18 protein-coding genes are annotated in these 19,431 nt (G+C 67.0%); 12 read left to right on the plus strand and 6 right to left on the minus strand.

The features are described from left to right. Positions 1-221 precede the first annotated feature (221 nt). Both LzC2_RS13960 and LzC2_RS13965 read left to right on the plus strand, forming a co-directional pair. Positions 222-1,106 (plus strand): hypothetical protein, encoded by an 885-nt coding sequence (locus tag LzC2_RS13960; protein ID WP_171188012.1) that lies wholly within the window; start codon positions 222-224, stop codon positions 1,104-1,106. A gap of 42 nt (positions 1,107-1,148) precedes the next feature. Further along, entirely contained in the window at positions 1,149-2,102 is a 954-nt protein-coding gene (locus LzC2_RS13965; RefSeq protein WP_171188014.1) for a rhomboid family protein, read from the plus strand. Between the two features lie 36 nt (positions 2,103-2,138). On the opposite strand, the gene LzC2_RS13970 is transcribed toward LzC2_RS13965, so the two are convergent. Next, positions 2,139-3,611, minus strand: coding sequence for a purple acid phosphatase family protein (locus LzC2_RS13970; protein WP_206678723.1), 1,473 nt, complete (start codon positions 3,609-3,611; stop codon positions 2,139-2,141). A 223-nt stretch (positions 3,612-3,834) separates the two neighbouring features. Between LzC2_RS13970 and gap the strand changes: the two genes are divergently transcribed. From gap to LzC2_RS14010, 8 genes are all read left to right on the plus strand, one after another. Then, positions 3,835-4,854, plus strand: a complete 1,020-nt coding sequence (gene gap, locus LzC2_RS13975; RefSeq protein ID WP_171188017.1) for a type I glyceraldehyde-3-phosphate dehydrogenase — start codon at positions 3,835-3,837, stop codon at positions 4,852-4,854. A gap of 70 nt (positions 4,855-4,924) precedes the next feature. Further along, a complete protein-coding gene (gene rpe, locus LzC2_RS13980) occupies positions 4,925-5,632 on the plus strand; it encodes a ribulose-phosphate 3-epimerase (RefSeq protein ID WP_171188019.1) in 708 nt (235 codons plus the stop codon). After that, entirely contained in the window at positions 5,629-6,312 is a 684-nt protein-coding gene (locus LzC2_RS13985) for a histidine phosphatase family protein (protein WP_171188021.1), read from the plus strand. Before rpe ends, LzC2_RS13985 begins: the two co-directional genes overlap by 4 nt. Continuing rightward, a complete protein-coding gene (accD, locus tag LzC2_RS13990) occupies positions 6,309-7,187 on the plus strand; it encodes an acetyl-CoA carboxylase, carboxyltransferase subunit beta (protein WP_171188023.1) in 879 nt (292 codons plus the stop codon). Before LzC2_RS13985 ends, accD begins: the two co-directional genes overlap by 4 nt. Before the next feature lie 103 nt (positions 7,188-7,290). Then, a complete protein-coding gene (locus tag LzC2_RS13995; protein WP_171188025.1) occupies positions 7,291-9,342 on the plus strand; it encodes an ATP-dependent helicase in 2,052 nt (683 codons plus the stop codon). Then, the gene (gene tsaB, locus LzC2_RS14000) at positions 9,339-10,007 is read left to right on the plus strand and encodes a tRNA (adenosine(37)-N6)-threonylcarbamoyltransferase complex dimerization subunit type 1 TsaB (protein ID WP_171188026.1); all 669 of its coding nucleotides are present in this window, start codon (positions 9,339-9,341) and stop codon (positions 10,005-10,007) included. The genes LzC2_RS13995 and tsaB overlap by 4 nt, the downstream gene beginning before the upstream one ends. Before the next feature lie 84 nt (positions 10,008-10,091). Then, positions 10,092-10,415 (plus strand): DUF6793 family protein, encoded by a 324-nt coding sequence (locus LzC2_RS14005; RefSeq protein WP_171188029.1) that lies wholly within the window; start codon positions 10,092-10,094, stop codon positions 10,413-10,415. Between the two features lie 130 nt (positions 10,416-10,545). Next, complete coding sequence (locus tag LzC2_RS14010; RefSeq protein ID WP_246255012.1) at positions 10,546-12,126, plus strand: sulfatase family protein; 1,581 nt, start codon at positions 10,546-10,548, stop codon at positions 12,124-12,126. Here LzC2_RS14010 and prfA read toward each other — a convergent pair. The 5 genes from prfA to LzC2_RS14035 form a co-directional block, all read right to left on the minus strand. Continuing rightward, a complete protein-coding gene (gene prfA, locus LzC2_RS14015) occupies positions 12,110-13,177 on the minus strand; it encodes a peptide chain release factor 1 (protein ID WP_171188031.1) in 1,068 nt (355 codons plus the stop codon). The genes LzC2_RS14010 and prfA overlap by 17 nt on opposite strands. 138 nt (positions 13,178-13,315) lie before the next feature. Continuing rightward, positions 13,316-13,609: a type B 50S ribosomal protein L31 gene (locus LzC2_RS14020; protein WP_171188033.1), complete on the minus strand. Its 294-nt coding sequence runs from the start codon at positions 13,607-13,609 to the stop codon at positions 13,316-13,318. Between the two features lie 68 nt (positions 13,610-13,677). After that, positions 13,678-14,946, minus strand: coding sequence for an acyltransferase family protein (locus LzC2_RS14025; RefSeq protein ID WP_261345262.1), 1,269 nt, complete (start codon positions 14,944-14,946; stop codon positions 13,678-13,680). A gap of 36 nt (positions 14,947-14,982) precedes the next feature. Beyond that, complete coding sequence (locus LzC2_RS14030; RefSeq protein ID WP_171188038.1) at positions 14,983-15,864, minus strand: DUF455 family protein; 882 nt, start codon at positions 15,862-15,864, stop codon at positions 14,983-14,985. 102 nt (positions 15,865-15,966) lie between these two features. Next, positions 15,967-17,259: a sulfite oxidase gene (locus LzC2_RS14035; protein ID WP_194362398.1), complete on the minus strand. Its 1,293-nt coding sequence runs from the start codon at positions 17,257-17,259 to the stop codon at positions 15,967-15,969. A gap of 277 nt (positions 17,260-17,536) precedes the next feature. On the opposite strand from LzC2_RS14035, the gene LzC2_RS14040 reads away from it, so the two are divergent. Continuing rightward, the gene (locus LzC2_RS14040) at positions 17,537-18,256 is read left to right on the plus strand and encodes a hypothetical protein (RefSeq protein ID WP_171188040.1); all 720 of its coding nucleotides are present in this window, start codon (positions 17,537-17,539) and stop codon (positions 18,254-18,256) included. A gap of 87 nt (positions 18,257-18,343) precedes the next feature. Continuing rightward, positions 18,344-19,270 carry a peptide chain release factor N(5)-glutamine methyltransferase gene (gene prmC / locus LzC2_RS14045; protein ID WP_206678724.1) on the plus strand — a complete coding sequence of 309 codons (927 nt, stop codon included), beginning with the start codon at positions 18,344-18,346 and terminating at the stop codon, positions 19,268-19,270. The last annotated feature ends 161 nt before the right edge of the window (positions 19,271-19,431 follow it).

Raw genomic sequence — 19,431 nt, forward strand, 5'->3', positions numbered from 1 at the left:
GGGTCGTACGGGGAACGGGCGACGGACGGCGCCGGTTCTGGCGATCGGCGGCGGTCGAGAGCGACGCGACCCCCTCGGAGGGCCGATTCTGTTTGACCGCCGCGCGCGCCGCAACTTAGCCTGAGCGGTTCCGCAATCCCCGTCGCCGTCAACCGCCGGTCGTTGGAACGTCGTACGATGCGACGCCTCCGCGTTCGTCCCCGCCCCCGGATCACGCCCCCGTGAAGATCTACCGCATCATCTTCAGCAGCCTGCTGGTGATCGGCGGGATCGCCGCGTTCTACTTCTCCATTCGGTCGCTCGACACGCAGTCGTCCTGGAGCAGCGAGGCGAACGAGGCGCAAGCGGCCGCGGAACAAGCCGCGGAGGGCTTGCCCGCCCTGAGGGCCAACGAGTTGCAGCTGACGAACGAATTGCGGGCCGCGAACGCCGGCTTCGGTCAGGTGCTGACGGCCCGCCAACCGCAGTTCGACGCCCAGGGCAATGTGGCCCTCGACATCGGCACGGCGGACGGATTGGCCGCCGGCGAAGCGGGCGCGGCCGCCCCGGTCGTGCATCTGTTCGCCCCCACAGGCGAAGGCGACGCGAGCGTGTACATCGGCCCGTTCTCGGTCGTGCAGGCGGCGGAACGCTCCTCGCAGTTGGCGCCGACGTTCGTCGTGCAGCCGGGCGAACCGCAAACCTGGCCGGTCGCCGCCCCTTGGCGGGTGCGGTACGACGTGCCGGCCTCGCGGGCGTCGCAGTTTGAAACGCTGGACGCCTCCCTCGTGACCCGCCGCGAAGTGCTGGGCAATCGGCGGAACACGCTCGAATTGCGTCGGCAGTCCGTCGCGGATGCCCAGGACACGCTCGCCGCTCGCGAGCGGGCCTTGCTGGGCGACCCGGACGCGCCGGAGATTTCCGACGCCCCGGAGATCAAAGCCGGGATCATCGCCGCGACCACCGCGGAGGAGCAGGATCGGGCGGAACGGTTAGTTGAACTGGACCAGTTGCGACGGGCGGTCAAGAATGCCAGTGACCGGCTGCGGGCGGCGTTGGCGGAGAACGTCGACCTCGCCGGCCGTTTGCCGACCGCGGCCCCGCCGCGGACCGCGCAAGGCGAGTAGCCGCGACGCGGCCGCATCGGGAGCGCGTCCGACGTCTCTCATTTGCGTGCCGCACTGATGGCTTTCGAGGATCGCGATTACGCCTGGGACAGCCCCTCGCGCCGGGCGTTTCTGGGCGGGAGCAACCGCGCGGTCAAAGGGATCGTGATCGTCTGCATCGTCGTCTTTGTGGTGCAGCTCCTTTCGGCGCGGGCGCCGAGGATCTACGACCAACCGCTGATGAGCGGGCTGTTCGGCCTCGATCCGTCGCTGCTCGGAATCGGACAGGTGTGGCGACTGGTCTCCTACGGATTCCTGCACGGCGACCTGTGGCACATCCTGTTTAACATGCTGTGGCTGTACGGACTCGGCAGGTACGCCGAGGACCGCTTGGGGGCCAAGGAGTTTCTCCTCTTCTACTTCGCCTCGCTGATCGCGGGCGGGCTGATCTTCTCCGCCCTCGAATTGACCCCCGGGATCGGGCCGGGAGGCGACGCGGTGTCCACCTGCATCGGCGCCAGCGGCGCGGTGATGGGCGTGATCATGCTCTCGGCGCTGTGGGATCCCCACAAGCAGATCAGCCTGATCTTCATCACGGTTCCGCTCTGGCTGGTCGCCGGGCTGTACGCCATTTTCGAGACCTACGAAGTCCTGATGCGCGTCGGAGCCGGCACGATTGCGGCGGACGGCGTCGCCCACGGCGCCCACTTCGGCGGACTGTTGCTGGGGTGGCTCTACTTCAAGTTCGGCTGGAATTTCGACGAGGCGCTGGATCGCGTCACCGGCCGCCTGCCGCGATTCACGTTCCGCGGGCTCAAACGATCCGTCGGGGTCGGGCCGAAGGTTCGCCTGCACCGCCCGGAGACCGCGGACGAGGAGGACGACGAACTCGAACGGCGCGCGGACCTGGTTCTCGCAAAGCTGCACGCCAGCGGCGAGTCGAGCCTCACCCGAAAGGAACGAAAGACGTTGAAGCTCTACAGCGAACAGGCCAAAGCGAAGCGGAATCGGTCGTAACCGACCGATTCCGCTGCCGCCTCGACGGGCCGGAACCTACGGCGTCTCCGCGTTGACCGGCACCTGGACGTCGTCCGCGGCGTCTTCCGTCAGCGTGTTTGGCCCGGACTCGTTCTTCGTCAGGGTGAACCCGTCGAACAGGGCGCCGGTCGCGGTGTAGGCGTCGAAGCGCAGCACGTCGCCGTCGAGGCTGATGATCTGATACAGCTGCGTCCCCCCGCCGGTGCGGCGGAACAGCGGGCGATCGCCGAGGTCGTACATCTTCGGTCCGCTGACGCTGACGACATACACCGTGCCGGCCTCCGACACGCCGCTGACGCCCGCCGCGACGTTTTCATCCCGCGTCACGCCGTCGGCCGGCTGGCTCCGCACGTCGGAGTCCTCGCTTGGAGAGGCGTTCCGATCGACCTCGTTGTCCGCCGCCGTGACCAGCTTGCTGCGGGCGTAGGTGTGATCGTGCCCCTGCAACACCAAGTCCACGCCGAACTCGTCGAACAGCGGCTGCCAAGCGGCGCGCAGCTCCGGATTATCGCGTCCGGCCTTCGAGTTATAGAGCGGATGGTGGAACGTCACGATCGTCCATCGGTGGGGATTCGAGGCGAGCGTTTTGCGAAGCCACGGAACCTGTTCCTCGGTCTTTTCGTTCGAGTTCAAGCTGATGAATCGGACGCCCTGATAATCGAGATACCAGACCGTCTCTTCGAGGCCGGGGATGTCCGGGCCGTTCTCCGGAAAGGCGAATGTCGGTCGCCAATGGGCACTGACGACCTTGCCTTTGGTGTAGTACTCGTGGTTGCCCGGCGTAGCGAGGACGGGGGTGCCGCGGTTGATAAACCCGCCCGCGTCGAACCAGCCGCCCCACTCGTCGTCCGCCTCCGCCTTGTTGATCAGGTCGCCGGCGTGCAGCGTGAACGCCGCCTTGGGGGCGTCGGCGAACGCCTGTCGAATCACGCGGCTCCACAGGCTGAACACTTCGTTCTGAGCGTCGCCGACGTAGATGAACGAGAACGGCTCCGGCTTGTCCGCTGCGGTGGTGAAATGGCTCCATTCGCTCCAATTCGTGCCGTCGCCGACCCGATAGACGTACTTCGTGGACGGCGTGAGGCCCGTGAACTCGGCCGTGTGGTAGTTCGCGGCGGATAACTCGGTGCGATAGGGCGTCGTCTCCGCCGAAACGACGGTCACGAAGTCTTCGTCCGCACTCATCCGATTCCGGGGAGACACAAACTGCGGCCCCCGGGTGGCGAGAGCGATCTGGGCGAACGCGTTCTCGGTTTCGTCGTGCGTCCGCCAGGTGACGGCCTGGGTGGCGGCGGGGTCGTGGGCGTAAGTCAGCACGACTCGGTCCGGCATCGCGGTCGGGGCGTGCGTCACAGCGTCGGACTGCTTCTCCGGCTGCGGTAGGTCTTCGAGGTGCACGTGATGTCCGTCCCCCCCCGGCGGGTGGGCGAACAGAACGGCGGGGGCGGCCAGAGCAGCCAGAACGGTTAGGGCGGGGCGATGGAGCATTGCTCGATTGTGCTAACGCCCGTTGGATCTGCCAGCGTTTCGGAAACCGCCCGCTAAAGTTTGCCGGGTCTTCAAACGATGACGTCGGACGACCCGCTCGGTTGTGGGGTGGAGGCCCGATGCCTACGCTTCCCGCGACGTCGGCGGAGGGATTGCGCCCGCGTTCCGGCGCCACCCGGCGTCAGTCCTCCTGAGTTCTATTCTCCAGCAAGCGAGACGTTTCGTGGCGGTTAAAGTCGGTATCAACGGGTTCGGGCGGATCGGCCGCATCTCCTTCCGGGCAATGGCCGCCCGTCCTGAGGAATTTGAGATCGTCGGGATCAACGACCTCGCCGACAACAAGGCGTTGGCGATCCTGCTCAAGTACGACAGCGTGCACGGCCGGTTTCCCGGCACGGTCGAGGCCGATGAAGAAGGCCTGATCGTCAACGGCAAGAAGATCCCCGTCTTCAGCGAACGCAACCCGGCCGACCTGCCCTGGGGCGACGTCGGCTGCGAAGTCGCGCTCGAATCGACCGGCATCTTCGCCACCCGCAAGACGGAAACGAAGCCCGGCTACGACAGCCACCTCGACGCCGGCGCCCGCAAGGTCGTGCTCAGCCAGCCGGCCAAGGACGACATCGATCGCACGATCGTCATGGGCGTCAACGACGACCAGCTGCAGTCCGGCGACAAGTGCATCTCCAACGCGAGCTGCACCACCAACTGCCTCGCCCCGATGGTGAAGGTGCTGGAAGAGGAATTCGGCCTGGAGTACGGCCTGATGACCACCATCCACGCCTACACGAACGACCAGAACGTCGCGGACCAGATCCACAAGGATCTGCACCGCGCCCGGGCCGCGGCGCTGAACATCATCCCGACCACCACCGGCGCCGCGAAGGCCGTCGGCAAGGTGATCCCCTCCGTCGACGGCAAGCTCACCGGCTTCGCCCTCCGCGTGCCGGTTCCCGCCGGCAGCGTGACCGACCTGACCGCCACGCTGAAGAAAACGGCCTCCGCCGACGACGTCAACGCGGCGATGAAGGCGGCCAGCGAAGGTTCCCTCAAGGGGATCATGTCCTACACCGAAGATCCGATCGTCTCCTCGGACATCGTCGGCGACCCGCACTCCTGCATCTTCGACGGCGAGTTCACCCTCGCCATCGGCCCGTCGATGGTGAAGGTCATGGGCTGGTACGACAACGAGTTCGGCTACTCGAACCGTACCGCGGACATCATCGCGAAAATCGCCTCGCTGTAGTCGATTGAGAATGTGACGCCGGGGTCCGCGACGGACCCCGGCGTTGTTTGTTTCCCACCCGACCAGCGGCATGACCCGACGCGACCGAGTTCTCAGCGTCCTGCGGGAGTCGTCTCCCGTAATCGCCCCCTCCATGTTGAAGTGCGATTTTGCCCGCTTGGCGGATGAAGTCGACCTGCTGGACGCCGCCGGCGCCAAGGCGCTGCACTGGGACGTGATGGACGGCCACTTCGTGCCGAACCTCTCCTACGGCGCCATGGTGATCGCCGATCTGCGCGAGCGGACCGACGCGGTCTTCGATGCGCACCTGATGGTTAGCGAGCCGGGGAAGTACCTCGACGAGTACCTCAAAGCCGGTTGCGATCTGATCACGGTCCATGTCGAAGCGGAGGATTTCTCCGTCGACCTCTTGAATCGAATGCGCGACGCGGACGTCGCGGCCGGCATCTGCCTGAACCCGGAAACGCCGGCGGAACGAGTGCGTGATCTGGAAGGCCGGTTCGACCTCTGCCTAGTGATGAGCGTGAACCCCGGCTTCGGCGGGCAGAGTTATCTGCCCGGTTCGAGCGAGAAAATCGCCGCCGTCGCCGCGTCTTCGGGCGCTGCGATCGTCGGCGTGGATGGCGGCATCGGCCCGGACACGATCGGCCCGGCCGCGGCCGCCGGGGCCTCGTATTTCGTCTGCGGTTCGAGCGTCTTCAACCGCGAAGACTACGCGGCCGCCGTGAAGGATCTCGGCGCCGCGGCGACCGGTCCCGGGTCGGGAGCGGTCCGATGACCGAGGTCGCCGTCATCCGCCCCGGCTGTACCGATTACGATGCGCAAAGCCGCATCGCCGGGCGGCTCGATCTGCCGCTCAACGCGGCGGGGGAAGCTCAGAACGCGGATCTGATCGACACGCTCCGCGGGCTGCATTTGTCCTATCTGCTCCGCGGGGCCGGCGGCAACGTCGCCGCGACGGCGGAGCAACTCGGCGAGCGCCTCGACCTGCCGGTCAAAGTGACGGAGGCGCTCTGCAACCTCGATCAGGGGTTGTGGGAGGGGCTGACCGTCGACGACGTCCGCCGCCGGTACCCCAAACTCGCCCGCAAATGGCACGACGAGCCGGAAAGCGTCTGCCCGCCGGATGGGGAGAGCGTCGGCGAGGCGCTGGACCGGGTCCGTAAAGCGCTCTCGAAGCCGCTGAAAAAAGGGCGCACGTTCGGGATCGTCGCGGCCGATCCGCTGGCGACGTTGATCGAGAGCGTCGTGTTGGGCGAAGCGGTGGAGTTTGACGGGCCGCTCGGGCAACCGCGTCGCTGCGGCAGCGTGACGGTGGTCAGCACTGAGGGCAGCGTGCGGGAGGAGGCGTGCGTCTCCAGCCTCAGCAGCGAGCAATTGGCCGCTGTGACCGACGTCGAAGGCGAGGCCGTCGTGGCAGCAGGCGACGAAGACATGGGCACGACTGAAGAGCGATGACGGAAGACACTCCCCCCACCGATCCCGTCCCCCCGCATGGCGCCGGCGCGCAACGCAGCGGCAACGACCCGCCCAAGAAACGCGGCGTGCCGGAAGGCGTGTGGGTTCGCTGTCCCGGCTGCGGGCAGACCGTCTTCCGCAAGCTGGTGGACGAGCGCCAAGGGCTCTGTCCGGAGTGCGATCACCACTTCTACATCTCCGCCCGCGACCGCATCGCCCACCTGCTCGATGCGGAGAGCTTCGAGGAGTGGGACGAGAACCTGCGGCCGTCGGACCCGCTCGGGTTCTCGGATCGCAAACCCTATGCCGAACGGCTGGTCTCGGAGCAAAAGCGCACCGGGATGCCGGAGGCGTGCGTTTCCGGCCGCGGCTACCTCCGCGGTCGCCCGCTGGCGCTGGCGATCACGGACTCCGCCTTCATCATGGGTTCGATGGGGTCCGTCGTCGGCGAGAAGCTGACCAGAGCCATCGAACGGGCGACGGAGCAGAAGCTCCCGCTGGCGATCGTCAGCGGTTCCGGCGGCGGCGCCCGCATGCACGAAGGCATCTTCAGCCTGATGCAGATGGGCAAGACCTGCGCGGCGCTGGGCAAGTTGAACGAGGCCGGCGGGCTGTTCATCTCCGTGCTGACGAACCCGACGATGGGCGGCGTCGCGGCGAGCTTCGCCAGCCTCGGCGACGTGGTGCTCGCCGAACCGAAGGCCCTGATCGGCTTCGCCGGTCCGCGGGTCGTCGAGGCCACGGTCAAGCAGAAGCTGCCCGGCGGGTTTCAGACCAGCGAATTCCTGCTGGATCACGGCTTCGTCGACCGTATCGTGAGTCGCCCCGACCTCCGCGGCGAGATCGCGCGGCTGATCGACTATTGCTCTCGATAAGATGAGGCGAGCGGAGGGGCGTCAGCCCCCCGTGCGTTCGCTTGCTTACGATGACACGGAGGGCTGACGCCCACCGCTCGCCTTCCTGTATGGACGTTTCCGTTTGAGCCTCGACGGACTGAACTCCCCGCAGCGCGAGGCCGTGCGTCATCGGGAAGGCCCGCTGTTGGTGCTCGCCGGGGCGGGCACCGGCAAGACGCGGGTGATCACGCAACGTCTGGCGGAATTGGTCCGTACCGGGACGCCGGCGGATCGCACGCTGTCCGTCACCTTCACCAACAAAGCGTCGAAGGAGATGCGGGAGCGGGCCGCCGCTCTGCTGCACCCGGGGCGCAAACGGCGTCGGGGCGAGCCGGCGCCGGTGATCAGCACGTTTCACGCGCTTTGCCTGCGGATCTTGCGGCAGGAGACCGCAAACGTCGGTTTGCCGGAGCGGTTCGCGATCTTCGACCGCGGCGATCAGGAGAGTGCCGCCCGCGGGGTGTTGCGGGAAGTGAAGCTGGCCGACGGCGCCCTGAAGCCGGGCGATCTGCTGGCGCGCATCAGCAAGTGGAAGTCCGCCGGGTTGAGTCCGGCGGAGGCCGTCGGGGCGGTCGAGGACGACCGCGACTTTCTCGCGGCGCTCGCCTACCGCAAATACGCGGACAAGCTGCTGGCCGAAGGCGGGGTGGACTTCGACGACCTACTGCTGCTCGTCCTTCGCCTCTTCCGCGAGCGCCCGGATCGACTGGCATATCACGCCGGGCGTTTCGACTTCGTGCAGGTGGACGAGTATCAGGACACCAACGGCGTTCAGTTCGGCGTGCTGAAGGCGCTGGTCGATTCGCACAAGAACCTCTGCGTCGTCGGCGACGATGACCAATCGATCTACGGCTGGCGCGGCGCCGACGTGGAGCACATCCTCCACTTCGCCTCGCATTTCCCCGGCGCCAAAGTGATCCGGCTGGAGGAGAACTACCGCTGCTCGGCCCCGGTGATCGAGTGGTCCAACCGTCTCGTCACGTTCAACAAGTCCCGGCACGACAAGACGCTGACCCCGGCCCGCCGGGTGACGAACCCCGTGAAGGTGACGCCCTATCAGGACGCCGACGTCGAAGCGGAACAGACCGTTTTGGAGATCGACTTCCTCACCAAACAGCGCGGCGTGAACCCGGGCGACATCGCCGTGCTGCATCGCACGGCGGACCAGACGCGGCCGTTCGAGGAACACCTCCGCAAACGACAGATTCCCTACGAAGTCGTCGGCGGGCAGAGCTTCTTCGACCGCAAAGAGGTGAAGGACGTCCTCGCATTGTTGCGGGCGGTCGATTCGGAGCGGGACGATCGGGCGTTGCTGCGGATCGTGAACGTCCCGCCGCGGGGAATCGGTCAGACGACCGTGAAAGCCACGCTGGACGAGGCGGTTCGCACTGGCGCGTCGTTCTGGGACGCCGCCGCCGCCCGATCGAAGCGGGGGGAGATCAATCCGAAGACGGCCTCGGCCCTGGAGGGATTTCGTTCTCTGCTGGCCGAGTTCCGCCGCAAACTCGCCACGGCCCGGGATCTCTCCGCGGTCGCGGCGACGTTGTTGGATCGGGTCGATTACGAATCCGAAATCGACCGCCGCTACGACAACCCCCAGGAGCGGATCGCCCGCAGCGCCGGCATCGAAGCGGTGCTCGATTCGCTCCGGCACTACAGCGCCGACGCGAAGCAACCGACGCTCGCCGGCTACTTGCAGGAGACGACGCTGGGCGAACGGGAGGTCGAGGACAAGAAGGAGGACGGCCCCGGCAAGGCGGTGGTGCTGATGACGCTGCACTCCGCGAAGGGGCTGGAGTTCCCCCGCGTATATCTCGTGGGTCTGGAAGAGGGCGTGCTGCCGCACAAGCGGAGCGTCGAACTGGGCACGCGGGCGGCGATGGAGGAAGAGCGCCGGCTCTGCTACGTCGGCCTGACGCGGGCGCGGGACTACCTCACGCTTTCCTACTGCCTCGGCCGTCGCAGCCGGGGACGGGTCAAGCCGTGTCACCCCAGCCGCTTCCTCGGCGAGATGAGCGGTAAGCAGTGGCCCGGCCCGCCGAAGGAGGAGCGGAAGCCGAAGGTGTTCGTCCCCCGCCGTGCGAAGGGGTCCGGCCGTTCCGCGAAGGTCACCCACACCCGCAACCGTCGATGAGCGAGGCGAACGACCGTACCCCGGCGACGCTTGCCGTGGATCTCGCCCGCGGCGGGCATGCCGGGACGTTGTTCCTGGTCGACCGCGAGGGCCTTTGGGAACACGCGAGTCTCGATCTCGCCGGCCGCCGGAACGCCCGGACGCTGGTCCCGGAGGCGGCCGCTCTCTGCGAGCGTCACGGGATGACGCTGGCGGACTTGGACCTCGTGTGCGTGTCGATCGGCCCCGGCAGCTTCACCGGATTGCGAGTCGGGGTGACGTTCGCCAAGATGCTCGCCTTCGCCGCGGGCTGCGACGTGATCGGCGTGCCCTCGCACCTGTCTGTCCGTCGGATCGTGCAACACGTCGATCCGCCCGGGACCCGGTTGCGGGTCGTCAGCGACGCGTTGCGGGGCGATGTTTACCTGACGGACGTCACGGTCGGTCCGCTCGGAGAACCGCCGATCCCTGAAGGACCGCGACTTGTTTCCGCTGAGGAGATCGAGGAGGGCGACGACCTCGTTCGATACGGCGAAAACCCCGGCGGCACGTCGGACGCGAGCACGGTGTTCAATGCGGCGCTGGAGCGTTGGCGGCAGGGCGTTCGCGACGACCCGTTCGCCTTGGCGCCTCTGTACGTGCGTCGCAGCAGCGCCGAAGAGAAGGCGGACGAGCAACGAAGTTGACGGAGTCGGCCGGCGCCGACTTGGGCGAAGGCCTCGCGGGGGGTACATTCTGGGGCGTCCCGTCCCACTTTGCCGGCGTTCCCGATGGCTCTGTACGAAATCGAGACCTCCGCGCACATCATGATTTCGGAAGCGGATACCGAAGAAGCCGCGCTCGAGGTCGCCCGGGAGCACTATCCGGAGGAGGAGGTGCTGCGTGTCGCTCGTCGGCCCCGCGACGTCTGGGTGATCTCCAAGGGGCTGCTGGGGATTCGCGGCGCCGCGGCGCCGGACACCAACGCCCGCGAGTGCCTCGCCCGGGCCAGCGGCGACAAGTTGCACGCGATTCGGCTTTACATGCTGGACACCGGCACCGATCTGCACGAAGCCCAGCGGGCGATCGAAACGAACATGTCGCTGGGTTGGTGACCCCGCGACGCGATGTTCTCGGGTGAACGTAACCGGCGCGGCGCGAGCGGACGTACCGTTCTCGTCCACGCTCGCGGTGGGTGGTCTCGGCCCGTAGAACACGGCGCCGGTCACTCACCAAATCGACGTCATGATGCGCCGCCCGAGTCCACTGCTTCGCTCACTGCCGCTGCGGTGGGCGCCGTTCGCTCTCATGTTGCTGATCGGGTTCGTCGGGTCGGCCGCGGCGGGCGAGCAGCCGAACGTCTTGCTGATCCTCGCCGACGACCTCGGGTACGGCGACGTCGGTTGCTATAACCCGGAGTCCCGCGTCGCGACTCCGAACCTGGATCGACTGGCGTCGCAGGGGATGCGATTCACCGACGCGCATAGCCCGTGCACCGTCTGCACGCCGACGCGATACGGCCTGCTGACCGGCCAGATGCCGTTTCGCGTCCCGAACGGCGGTCGCGTGTTCTCCGGCGCGGGCGGGCCGTCCCTGATCGCCGCGGGAGAACTCACGCTGGCGGGGATGCTGCGGGAAGCCGGCTATTCGACGGCCTGCGTGGGGAAATGGCACATCGGGCTGACGTTCTATGATCAGGAGGGGGCGCCGATTCACAAGGGCGGTCTCGAGGGCGTCCAGCGGATCGACTACAGCCGGGCAATCGACGGCGGCCCAATTGACTGCGGCTTCGATCAATTCTTCGGCACCGCCTGCTGCCCCACGACCGATTGGCTCTACGCCTACATCGACGGCGATCGGATTCCGGTCCCCCCCGTGGCGCCGCTCGACCGCTCCGGGCTGCCCAAGCACCCCTATGCAATCGACAACCGTCGCGGCATGACGGCGCCGGACTTCAACATGGAGACGGTCGATCTCAAATTCCTCGAGAAGAGCCAAGCGTTCCTGCGGGACCACGCGAAAAACGCCCCCGACAAACCGTTCTTCCTGTTCCACTCCGCCCAAGCCGTGCACCTGCCGTCCTTCCCGGCGGATCAATACAAGGGGAAAAGCGGCGTTGGCCCGCACGGCGATTTCATTCTGGAACTCGACGAGATCGTGGGGGAACTGCTCCAAACGCTCGAAGAGACGGGCTTGGCGGAGAACACGCTGGTGCTGTTCTCCAGCGACAACGGGCCGGAGGTGCCGACGGTCTATCACATGCGGCACGACCATGATCACGACGGCGCCCGGCCGTGGCGCGGCGTGAAGCGCGACAACTGGGAGGGCGGCCACCGCGTGCCGCTCCTCGCCCGCTGGCCCGGCCGGATCGAACCGGGCACGACGACGGACGAACTCGCCTCGCTGACCGACGTGATGGCGACCGTCGCGGAAATGATCAATTACGACCTGCCGAACGACGCGGCGCAGGACAGCTTCAGTCTTCTGCCCACGCTGTTATCGAAGCCCTCGGCGGAGCCGATCCGCCCGTACCTGCTTGTGCAGGGCTTCCGCGGTCGGGGTTCGCTGGCGCTACGGCGCGGCGAATGGTCCTACCTCGACCATCCCGGTTCCGGCGGGAACAACTACGCCAACCATCCGCAGCTCAAAGAGTACCGGCTCCCCGAGCCGGCGGCCGATGCGCCGTATTCGCTCTACAACCTGCGCACCGACCCCGGTCAGACCGACAACGTGGCGGACGTCGAATCCGAGGTTCTCAGCAAAATGCAGGCGCTGATGAAGGAAACGCTCGACTCCGGTCGGAGCGCCCCTACCCGACGGCGTTGAGCCGTTCCTGGCGGTCGAACTCCAGCAGGCCGGAGATCAGTTCCTCCAGATCGCCCTGCAACACCTGGTCGAGCTTGTGGATGCTCAGGCCGATGCGGTGGTCGGTGATGCGGTTCTGCGGGTAGTTGTAGGTGCGGACCCGCTCGCTGCGATCGCCGGAGCCGATGAGGGTGCGGCGGTTCTCCGCGCGGGCCTCGTTCGCCTCGGTTTCACGCAACTCGAGCAAGCGTGAGCGCAGCACGCGCATCGCCTTGGCGCGGTTCTTGTGCTGGGATTTTTCGTCCTGAATCTTGACGACCAGTCCGGTCGGGACGTGGGTGATGCGGACGGCGGACTCCGTCTTGTTCACCTTCTGCCCGCCCGGCCCGCCGGCTCGCATCGTGTCGATCTGCAAGTCTTCGGGGTCGAGCGTCACTTCGACTTCGCTCGCTTCCGGCAACACGGCGACCGTCGCGGCGCTGGTGTGCACGCGGCCCTGGGTCTCCGTCTCCGGCACCCGTTGGACGCGGTGGCCGCCGCTCTCGAATTGGAGATTGAGAAAGGCCCCGTCGCCGGTGACGCTGAAGGTAATTTCGCGGAATCCGCCCAAGTCCGTGGCGCTGCTGTCGATCACCTCGATCTTCCATCCCTTCGTCTCGCAGTAACTGCGGTACATCTCCCACAGATCGCGGGCGAACAGTGCCGCCTCGTCGCCGCCGGCGCCGCTGCGGATCTCCATGATCAGCGAACCCCGCGTCGCCGCATCGCCAGCCGCGGCGAGCTCCTCCAGCTCCGCGGCCATCTTCTCCCGCTCGGCTTCCAACTCATCGACCTCGGCCTGGGCGTAGGCCTTGGCGTCCGCATCGGTCTCTTCCGCGACCATCTCCCGGGCCGCGGCGAGGTTCTCCTCCAGCTCGTGATAGGCCCGGACAGGGATCGCGACCTTCTGCAGTCCGCCGTGTTCCCGCTGGAGTTCGATCATCCGATCGATATCGGACGCGATATCCGGCGACTGCAGCTGCGCCTCCAACTCCTCGAAGCGGGCGAGTTTCTGTTCGAGGGAGGGGAACATGGGGGAGTCCGTAAGCCCGAAGCGCAAGCGAGGGTGGGGCGGATCCGACCCCCGCCTGCGCTTCTGGGTGACGCAACGACGGTCGGCGCATGAAAAAGCCCGGGCCGTCGATCATGGCCCGGGCGACGAAACGCGTCGCTACTCCGCAGCGACGGGCTGCTGAGCCTCTTCGCCCGCGGGCTTTTTCTTGGCGAACTTCGCGTACTTCTTCTGGAACTTCTCGACGCGACCGGCAGCGTCGACGTACTTCATCTTGCCCGTGTAGAACGGATGCGACGTGCTGGAGATATCGACCTTCACCAGCGGATAGTCCTCGCCCTCGAAGGTCGTCGTCTCCTTCGACTGCATCGTGGAGCGGGTGAGGAACTCCTCGCCGCTGTTGGTGTCCCGGAATACGACCGGGCGGTAATCGGGGTGGATGTCTTTTTTCATCAGGCCGGTAGCGGATTGCGCGGGTCGCGAATTCTAAGGAGCGCCCGCAGAACCGCAAGCCGAACGGGTTACGCCGCCCGCCGAACCGGGCGATCTTCTGGCTGATCGTCCGGTCGCGCGACCGGGAACCGAATCGTCGCCGGCGGCAGCGTCGGTTCGTTCCGACCGGTCAGCAAGCGGCCCAAGCGCGTCCGGCGGGACACCGGTTCCGTCGCCATGCTAAGCCCGATCGCAACGCACAGCACGGAGAGAAACTTCAGATCCGCCGGCATGTCCACGAATTTGAGTCCGAGATGCAGCGCCCCCACGATCGGTTGGTGCACGAGGTACACCCAGAAAGAGGCTCCAGCGAGCGTCGCGACAAGCCGCCCCGTCGGTCGCCGTGAACTCGCCCCATAGATGAGAGCAGCGGTGATCGCCAACCCTGCACACAGCCCCGCAGGCAGGATTGGCAGCCGGTCCCCGCCTCCGCCCAAGGCCGAGAATTGCACCGCGAGATACAAAGGGAACGCGGCGAGTGAGGCGGCGAGCGCCAGCGGACGTGCAGCGGCGGGTCCGGCCGCGGCTAGCGCTGAGCGATTTCGCCAGCACAGCCAGCCGAACAGGAAGCAGACGCCGGAGTGCAGGAACTTCTCCGCGTGGGGAAACCAGCCGTGAGGAAAGCCGAGGTACACATCCGGCTCGACGGCCAGCAAGAGCGTCAGGCCGACAGTCGGCAGGAGCCACCGCCGCGGGGACCGCATCGTCTTGTCCAGCCAGTTCAGCGCTCGAGCGACGACTGGATACTCACCCCGATCAGCCGCCGCGACGACGGCGTCCAGCGGGACTTGGAACAACGCCCAGAGCAACACGTACTGAAGATACCAGAGGTGCGCGGTGCCCCAGAGCTGATCGCTCATATGTCGCGGCAGGTCCAATCGGCGGGCGTCCTCCCAGCTCAAGCGACCGGTCAGGGGCATCGCGATCACCCAGATCGCCAGCGACGCGGCCCCGATCGTGATGCATCCGAGAGCCAGCGGTACGCCCATCCGACGCACGCGTCCCATCACGAACGCGGCGACGGTCCCGCGCGCACCGGCACGGGCGCTCCAAAAACCGCTCATCCCGAAGAACAGCGGCATGATCACCGCTTCAGCGGTCCAAAACAGTGGGTCCGCCAGCACGCCGTGTTCGTCCCCGGCCACGCGCACGGTCCATAGCAACCCCGACAACTCTCGACAGGCGTAGGGCAGAGCGGCGTGAAACATGACCACAGCCAGCATCGCCCCGACCCGGACACGATCGAATCCGGGCAGCCTCTCCCCGGCCGCTCCAGCGGTCGAAGAGTCAGTGTGCATCGGCAACTTGGCGGGGTGGGACGACACGCCGCCGATCTAGTGCGCGCGCCGCGGACCTGTCAGCGCGGATTTTCTCCCGACCGGGACCAGACCGGCCGTTGGGGAGTCGCTCGTCGAGCCCTCAGGGGCCGACTCCGTCCCTGCGGCACGTTGGAGCTTCATGAGAAAGGCGTCGCTCATGCCGGCGGCGCGGCGGGGGGCTTCGAGAAACTGACGCCCGATCGCCCGAGCCGGCTGGTTCGGCATTTCCAATCGCGCGGCCCAGGCGTCGAAAGCGTCCGGCTCCGGACAGAAGGTTCGCAGCCACCGCAGTCCGAACGCGACGTGGCCGATTTCGTCCTCATGGATCGCCCGCAGCACGCCCGCCCCCTTCGCATCGCCGGCCGCGTCGAACATCGCGGCGAGCTCCAGCGATTCATCGAGGTTCCGCGCTTCGAACACCAGCGGGAGCACACAGAGATACTCGGCCTCGTCGCGGAACCGGGCGGCGCTTCGCCAGACGTGTCCGTTGACGGTGTGATCGCCGAATCGCGTGCCGCACGCCTCCGCCCGAGCGAGGTGCATCCGCGTGTGACGCAGTTCATCGCAAAGGATTTCGCCCAGTTCCGCCCGAAACGCCGCGGGCGCCGAAGGAAACGCCAGCAGCACGGAGGCCATCGTCTCCGCGGCCTGCAACTCGTGGTTCGCGAGGATGTGATGCGCGACCCCGCGGCGTCCGCGATCGCGCAACGCCTCGCCTCGGGGCAACTTCGGCCCGTTCTTGCGGTAACGAAACCGCAGCAAGCGAGGACGCGCGGGATCGCTCACGCGGAGCGCCGCCCCCGGCACGCGATCCGTCAGCGGTCCGCGCGGCGGACGCAGCTTGCGGTCGATCTCCGGCGAGAGCAGTACCCGGGCGGCGAGGGCGGACAGTTCCATGAGGCGTTCGTAGTGGCACGTTTCAGCGTGCCCCGTCGAGCGAAGCGAGACGAACCGGAGTGGAACGATCGTACGCCGCACGGGGCGCCCTGAAGGGCGCCACTACGAGCGGACCGCTTCCACATCCACCGGCACGGTGAAGTTCACCATGTAGGCCCGGCGGAGCGGGTCGTGTTCGGCGGGTTGCACGTTCCCCTCGCTGTCGGTCGCGCGGCTCATCAGCGTGTGGGCGCCGGGCGCCTCCGGCACTTTCCAGTCGAAGCGCCAGCGGGTCCAGACGAGCGGTTTCGGGGCGTCCACCAGCTTGGCGTCGCTCCACGATTGGCCGCCGTCGGAGGAGAACTCGACCTTCTTAATCGCACGTTCCCCGGCCCAGGCGACGCCGCGGCAGGTGACGATCTCGCCGGCTTTCACCCGCTCTCCGCGAGCCGGACGGGCAAGCGAGCTTTTCACCTGCATCCCCGTCAACGGCGTGAGCTGCTCGCCGGCGGGGGTCTTGACGAAGGTCGCGTAGTCGAAGGTGCTGAAGAAGCCGTTGTCCGGTTCGTTCGTAACGGTGATGCGATCGAGCCACTTCACGCTCGCGGCGCCGTACCAACCGGGCACGATCGCCCGCAGCGGGAACCCGTGGTGCGGCGGCAGCGGCTCGCCGTTCATGTGCGTGGCGAGCAGCACGTCGTCCATCGCCTTTGCCAGCGGCATCCCGCGGTTGTAGTGCAGGGGGGCGGGGTACTTGGAGAGTTTGCCGTTGTCGGCGCCGTGCAGCATGACGTGCGGGTCAAGGGGTTCTGGTAAGGACCCAATGCTCCCCCCTCCATAGCCCCGCTGATCCGCAACGCTCGTGATTCCTAAATCCCGGAGTACGAGACGCAGGGGCGTTCCCTTCCACACCGCCGTCCCGACGCCGCCGGTCTCCCACAGCAGCCCGCTCGGCTTGGGGACGAGGAAGATGCGTCCGTTGCCGGCGCACTCCATAGTGACGGTCTTCTCCTCGGTACCTAGGGCTTCCAATTCCGGGAGGGTGAATGATCGACCAGTCGGAGCTCCGCCGTCGACCGTCAGCGTCCACGTCTTGGGATCGGCCTCCGGGACATCAAAGTGGCTGCGAACGTAGAACTGCTCCGTCGGCGTGATCGGAGCGTTGAGCGACGGCAGCGGATACTCGAGGTTCCGCGGCTCCCATTGCCGCACGATCACGCCGGGATGCGGGCCGGCGGCCCCGCCGGCGGGGGCTTGTCCGGTCGTCGTCACCGGTCGAACGGGACCGTCTTGGGCGAGCACCGAGCGCGTGCCGGCGATCAGCGGCGCGACGGCGGCGCCCGCGGCGGCGGTCTTCAGCAGGGAACGCCGCGACAGGCGTTCGGCGGGGACGGGCGGGACGGACGAATCGGACATCGCGGCGGCCTCGTCGGCGGGGACGGCTGTGTTCGGGCGAACGGAACGTTTCGACGGTAGCGAGTCGATTCGTGAACCGCACACCTCAAGCCCTCGTTGCCCCGACGCATCGCATCGATTCGCCCCGCCCCTTGGCTACCGGAAAGACGCTCTGATGGCGACACTCACTCCGCCCCCGCCCACCGGCGCGCCTGATGCCGCGGCCAATCCCGCGATTCGCCCCCGCTGGGTTCCGCCGAAGCTGGGGCGTCCGTCCGACCGACTCCTCCGCCGTGCCATGTCCGCTCCTGCCGATCCCGCCGACCAGCCACGGTCGCAGAACGCTCCGCCCGTCGTGGAGGACAGCGTCAAACTGGTCTCCTATCCGAAGGTGATCCTGCTGTACCCGACGCTGATCGGAACGCTGATCGCCGCCGTCTGGCTGACGATCTCCCCCGAGGTCACCGTCGCCACGCAGACCGTCGCGGCGGCCTGGCTGGGCCTGCTGACGCTGAACCTGGTGGTCCTGGCCTTCGACTTTCCGCGGACCGCCTCGCTGACGCTGTTCTTCCTGCTATTCGGGGTCGGAATGGGCCTCTGGCTGCTGAACACCGCGAAGCCGGAGTGGTTTCCCGCGGCGTTCGACGCGATCGGTCACATCAAGCCGTTCGCCAACGCGGCGTTCTATTGGACATTCGGCGGCGTGATGTCCGTGCTGTTCCTGGTGGTGATCCTGTCCCGGCGGTTCGACTACTGGGAGGTTCGCCCGAACGAACTGCTGCACCACGAAGGGTTCCTGTCGAACCTGAAGCGGTACAGCGCCCCGAATTTGAAGATCGAGAAGGAGATCAACGACGTCTTCGAATACGTCCTGCTCCGCAGCGGGACGCTGATCCTGCACCCCAAGAACGAACCCCGGGCGATCGTGTTGGAGAACGTGCCGGGCATCAGTAAGAAGGAGGCGAAGATCACCCGGATGCTCTCCGCGTTGCAGGTCAGCGTGCGAGCCGAGGATTGACGGCGATGCGTTCCGAGCCGGACGCATGCGTCCGGCTTGGGCGATGCGTACACTCTTTCGCCACGACCGCAGGACGCCCCGTTGACGATGCAGACCGCCCCCGCCCCGATGAGCGATTCGACCGGGCGGAGTCCCGCAGAACAGGGCGCCGACGAGAAGGTCTGGACCGTCAAAGCGATTCTCGAATCGTCCGCCGGGTTCCTGAAGAAGAAGGGCAGCGAGTCGCCCCGGCTGGAAGCGGAGATCCTGCTGGCGAAGGTACTGGGCTGCGAACGGATCCAGCTCTACGTCAAGTTCGCCCAACCGCTGACGGACGACGAACGGGCCGCGATGCGCGATCTCGTCAAACGTCGCGCCGCGGCGGAGCCGGTGGCCTATCTGGTCGGTTATCGCGAGTTCTTCAGCCGCCGGTTCGCGGTGAATCGGCACGTCCTCATCCCCCGTCCGGCGACGGAAACGCTGGTGATGGAGGCGTTGGACGCGGCCAAGCCGCTCGAATCGCCGCGCGTGCTGGATCTCTGCACCGGCAGCGGGTGCGTGGCGGTGTGCGTCGCCGCGGGGCACCGCGGAGCCGACGTGCTGGCGACCGATCTCTCCGACGACGCTCTTGCGATCGCCAAGGAGAACGTGCAAACGCACGGCGTCGAGAACCGGGTGACGCTCGCCGGCGGCGATCTGTTCGCCGCTTTGCCGTCCGGGACGGAGGCGTTCGACCTGATCCTGTCGAACCCGCCGTACATCCGTGACGACGAGTGGGACGGACTCTCCGCGGACGTTCGCGACCATGAACCGCAGCTCGCCCTGCTAAGCGGCAGCGACGGGCTCGATCACGTCCGCCGCATCGTCGCGGAGGCGCCCGCCCATCTCGCGGCAGGCGGTTCGCTGATGCTGGAGGTGTCGCACGATCAGACCGACGCCGTCGCCGGCCTGATGCGGGAGGCCGGCTTCGGGAAGGTCCGCACCGTCAAAGACGGCGACGGCCACCCGCGCATCGTGATCGGCGTGCGAGGCTGAACGTCGTACTTTCGTCTCCCCTCTCCCTCAGGGAGAGGGGCCGGGGGTGAGGGTGAACGAATGATTCACCCGACTCCGTTCTTGGAGCGCCGGCCAGACCGATCGTTGAATAGGCGGACGTGAAGAGGGGTCGGGTGTCGTTGCCCCCTCACCCCCAACCC

It is taken from the genome of Alienimonas chondri, from assembly GCF_013036045.1.
GTDB classification, from domain to species: domain Bacteria; phylum Planctomycetota; class Planctomycetia; order Planctomycetales; family Planctomycetaceae; genus Alienimonas; species Alienimonas chondri.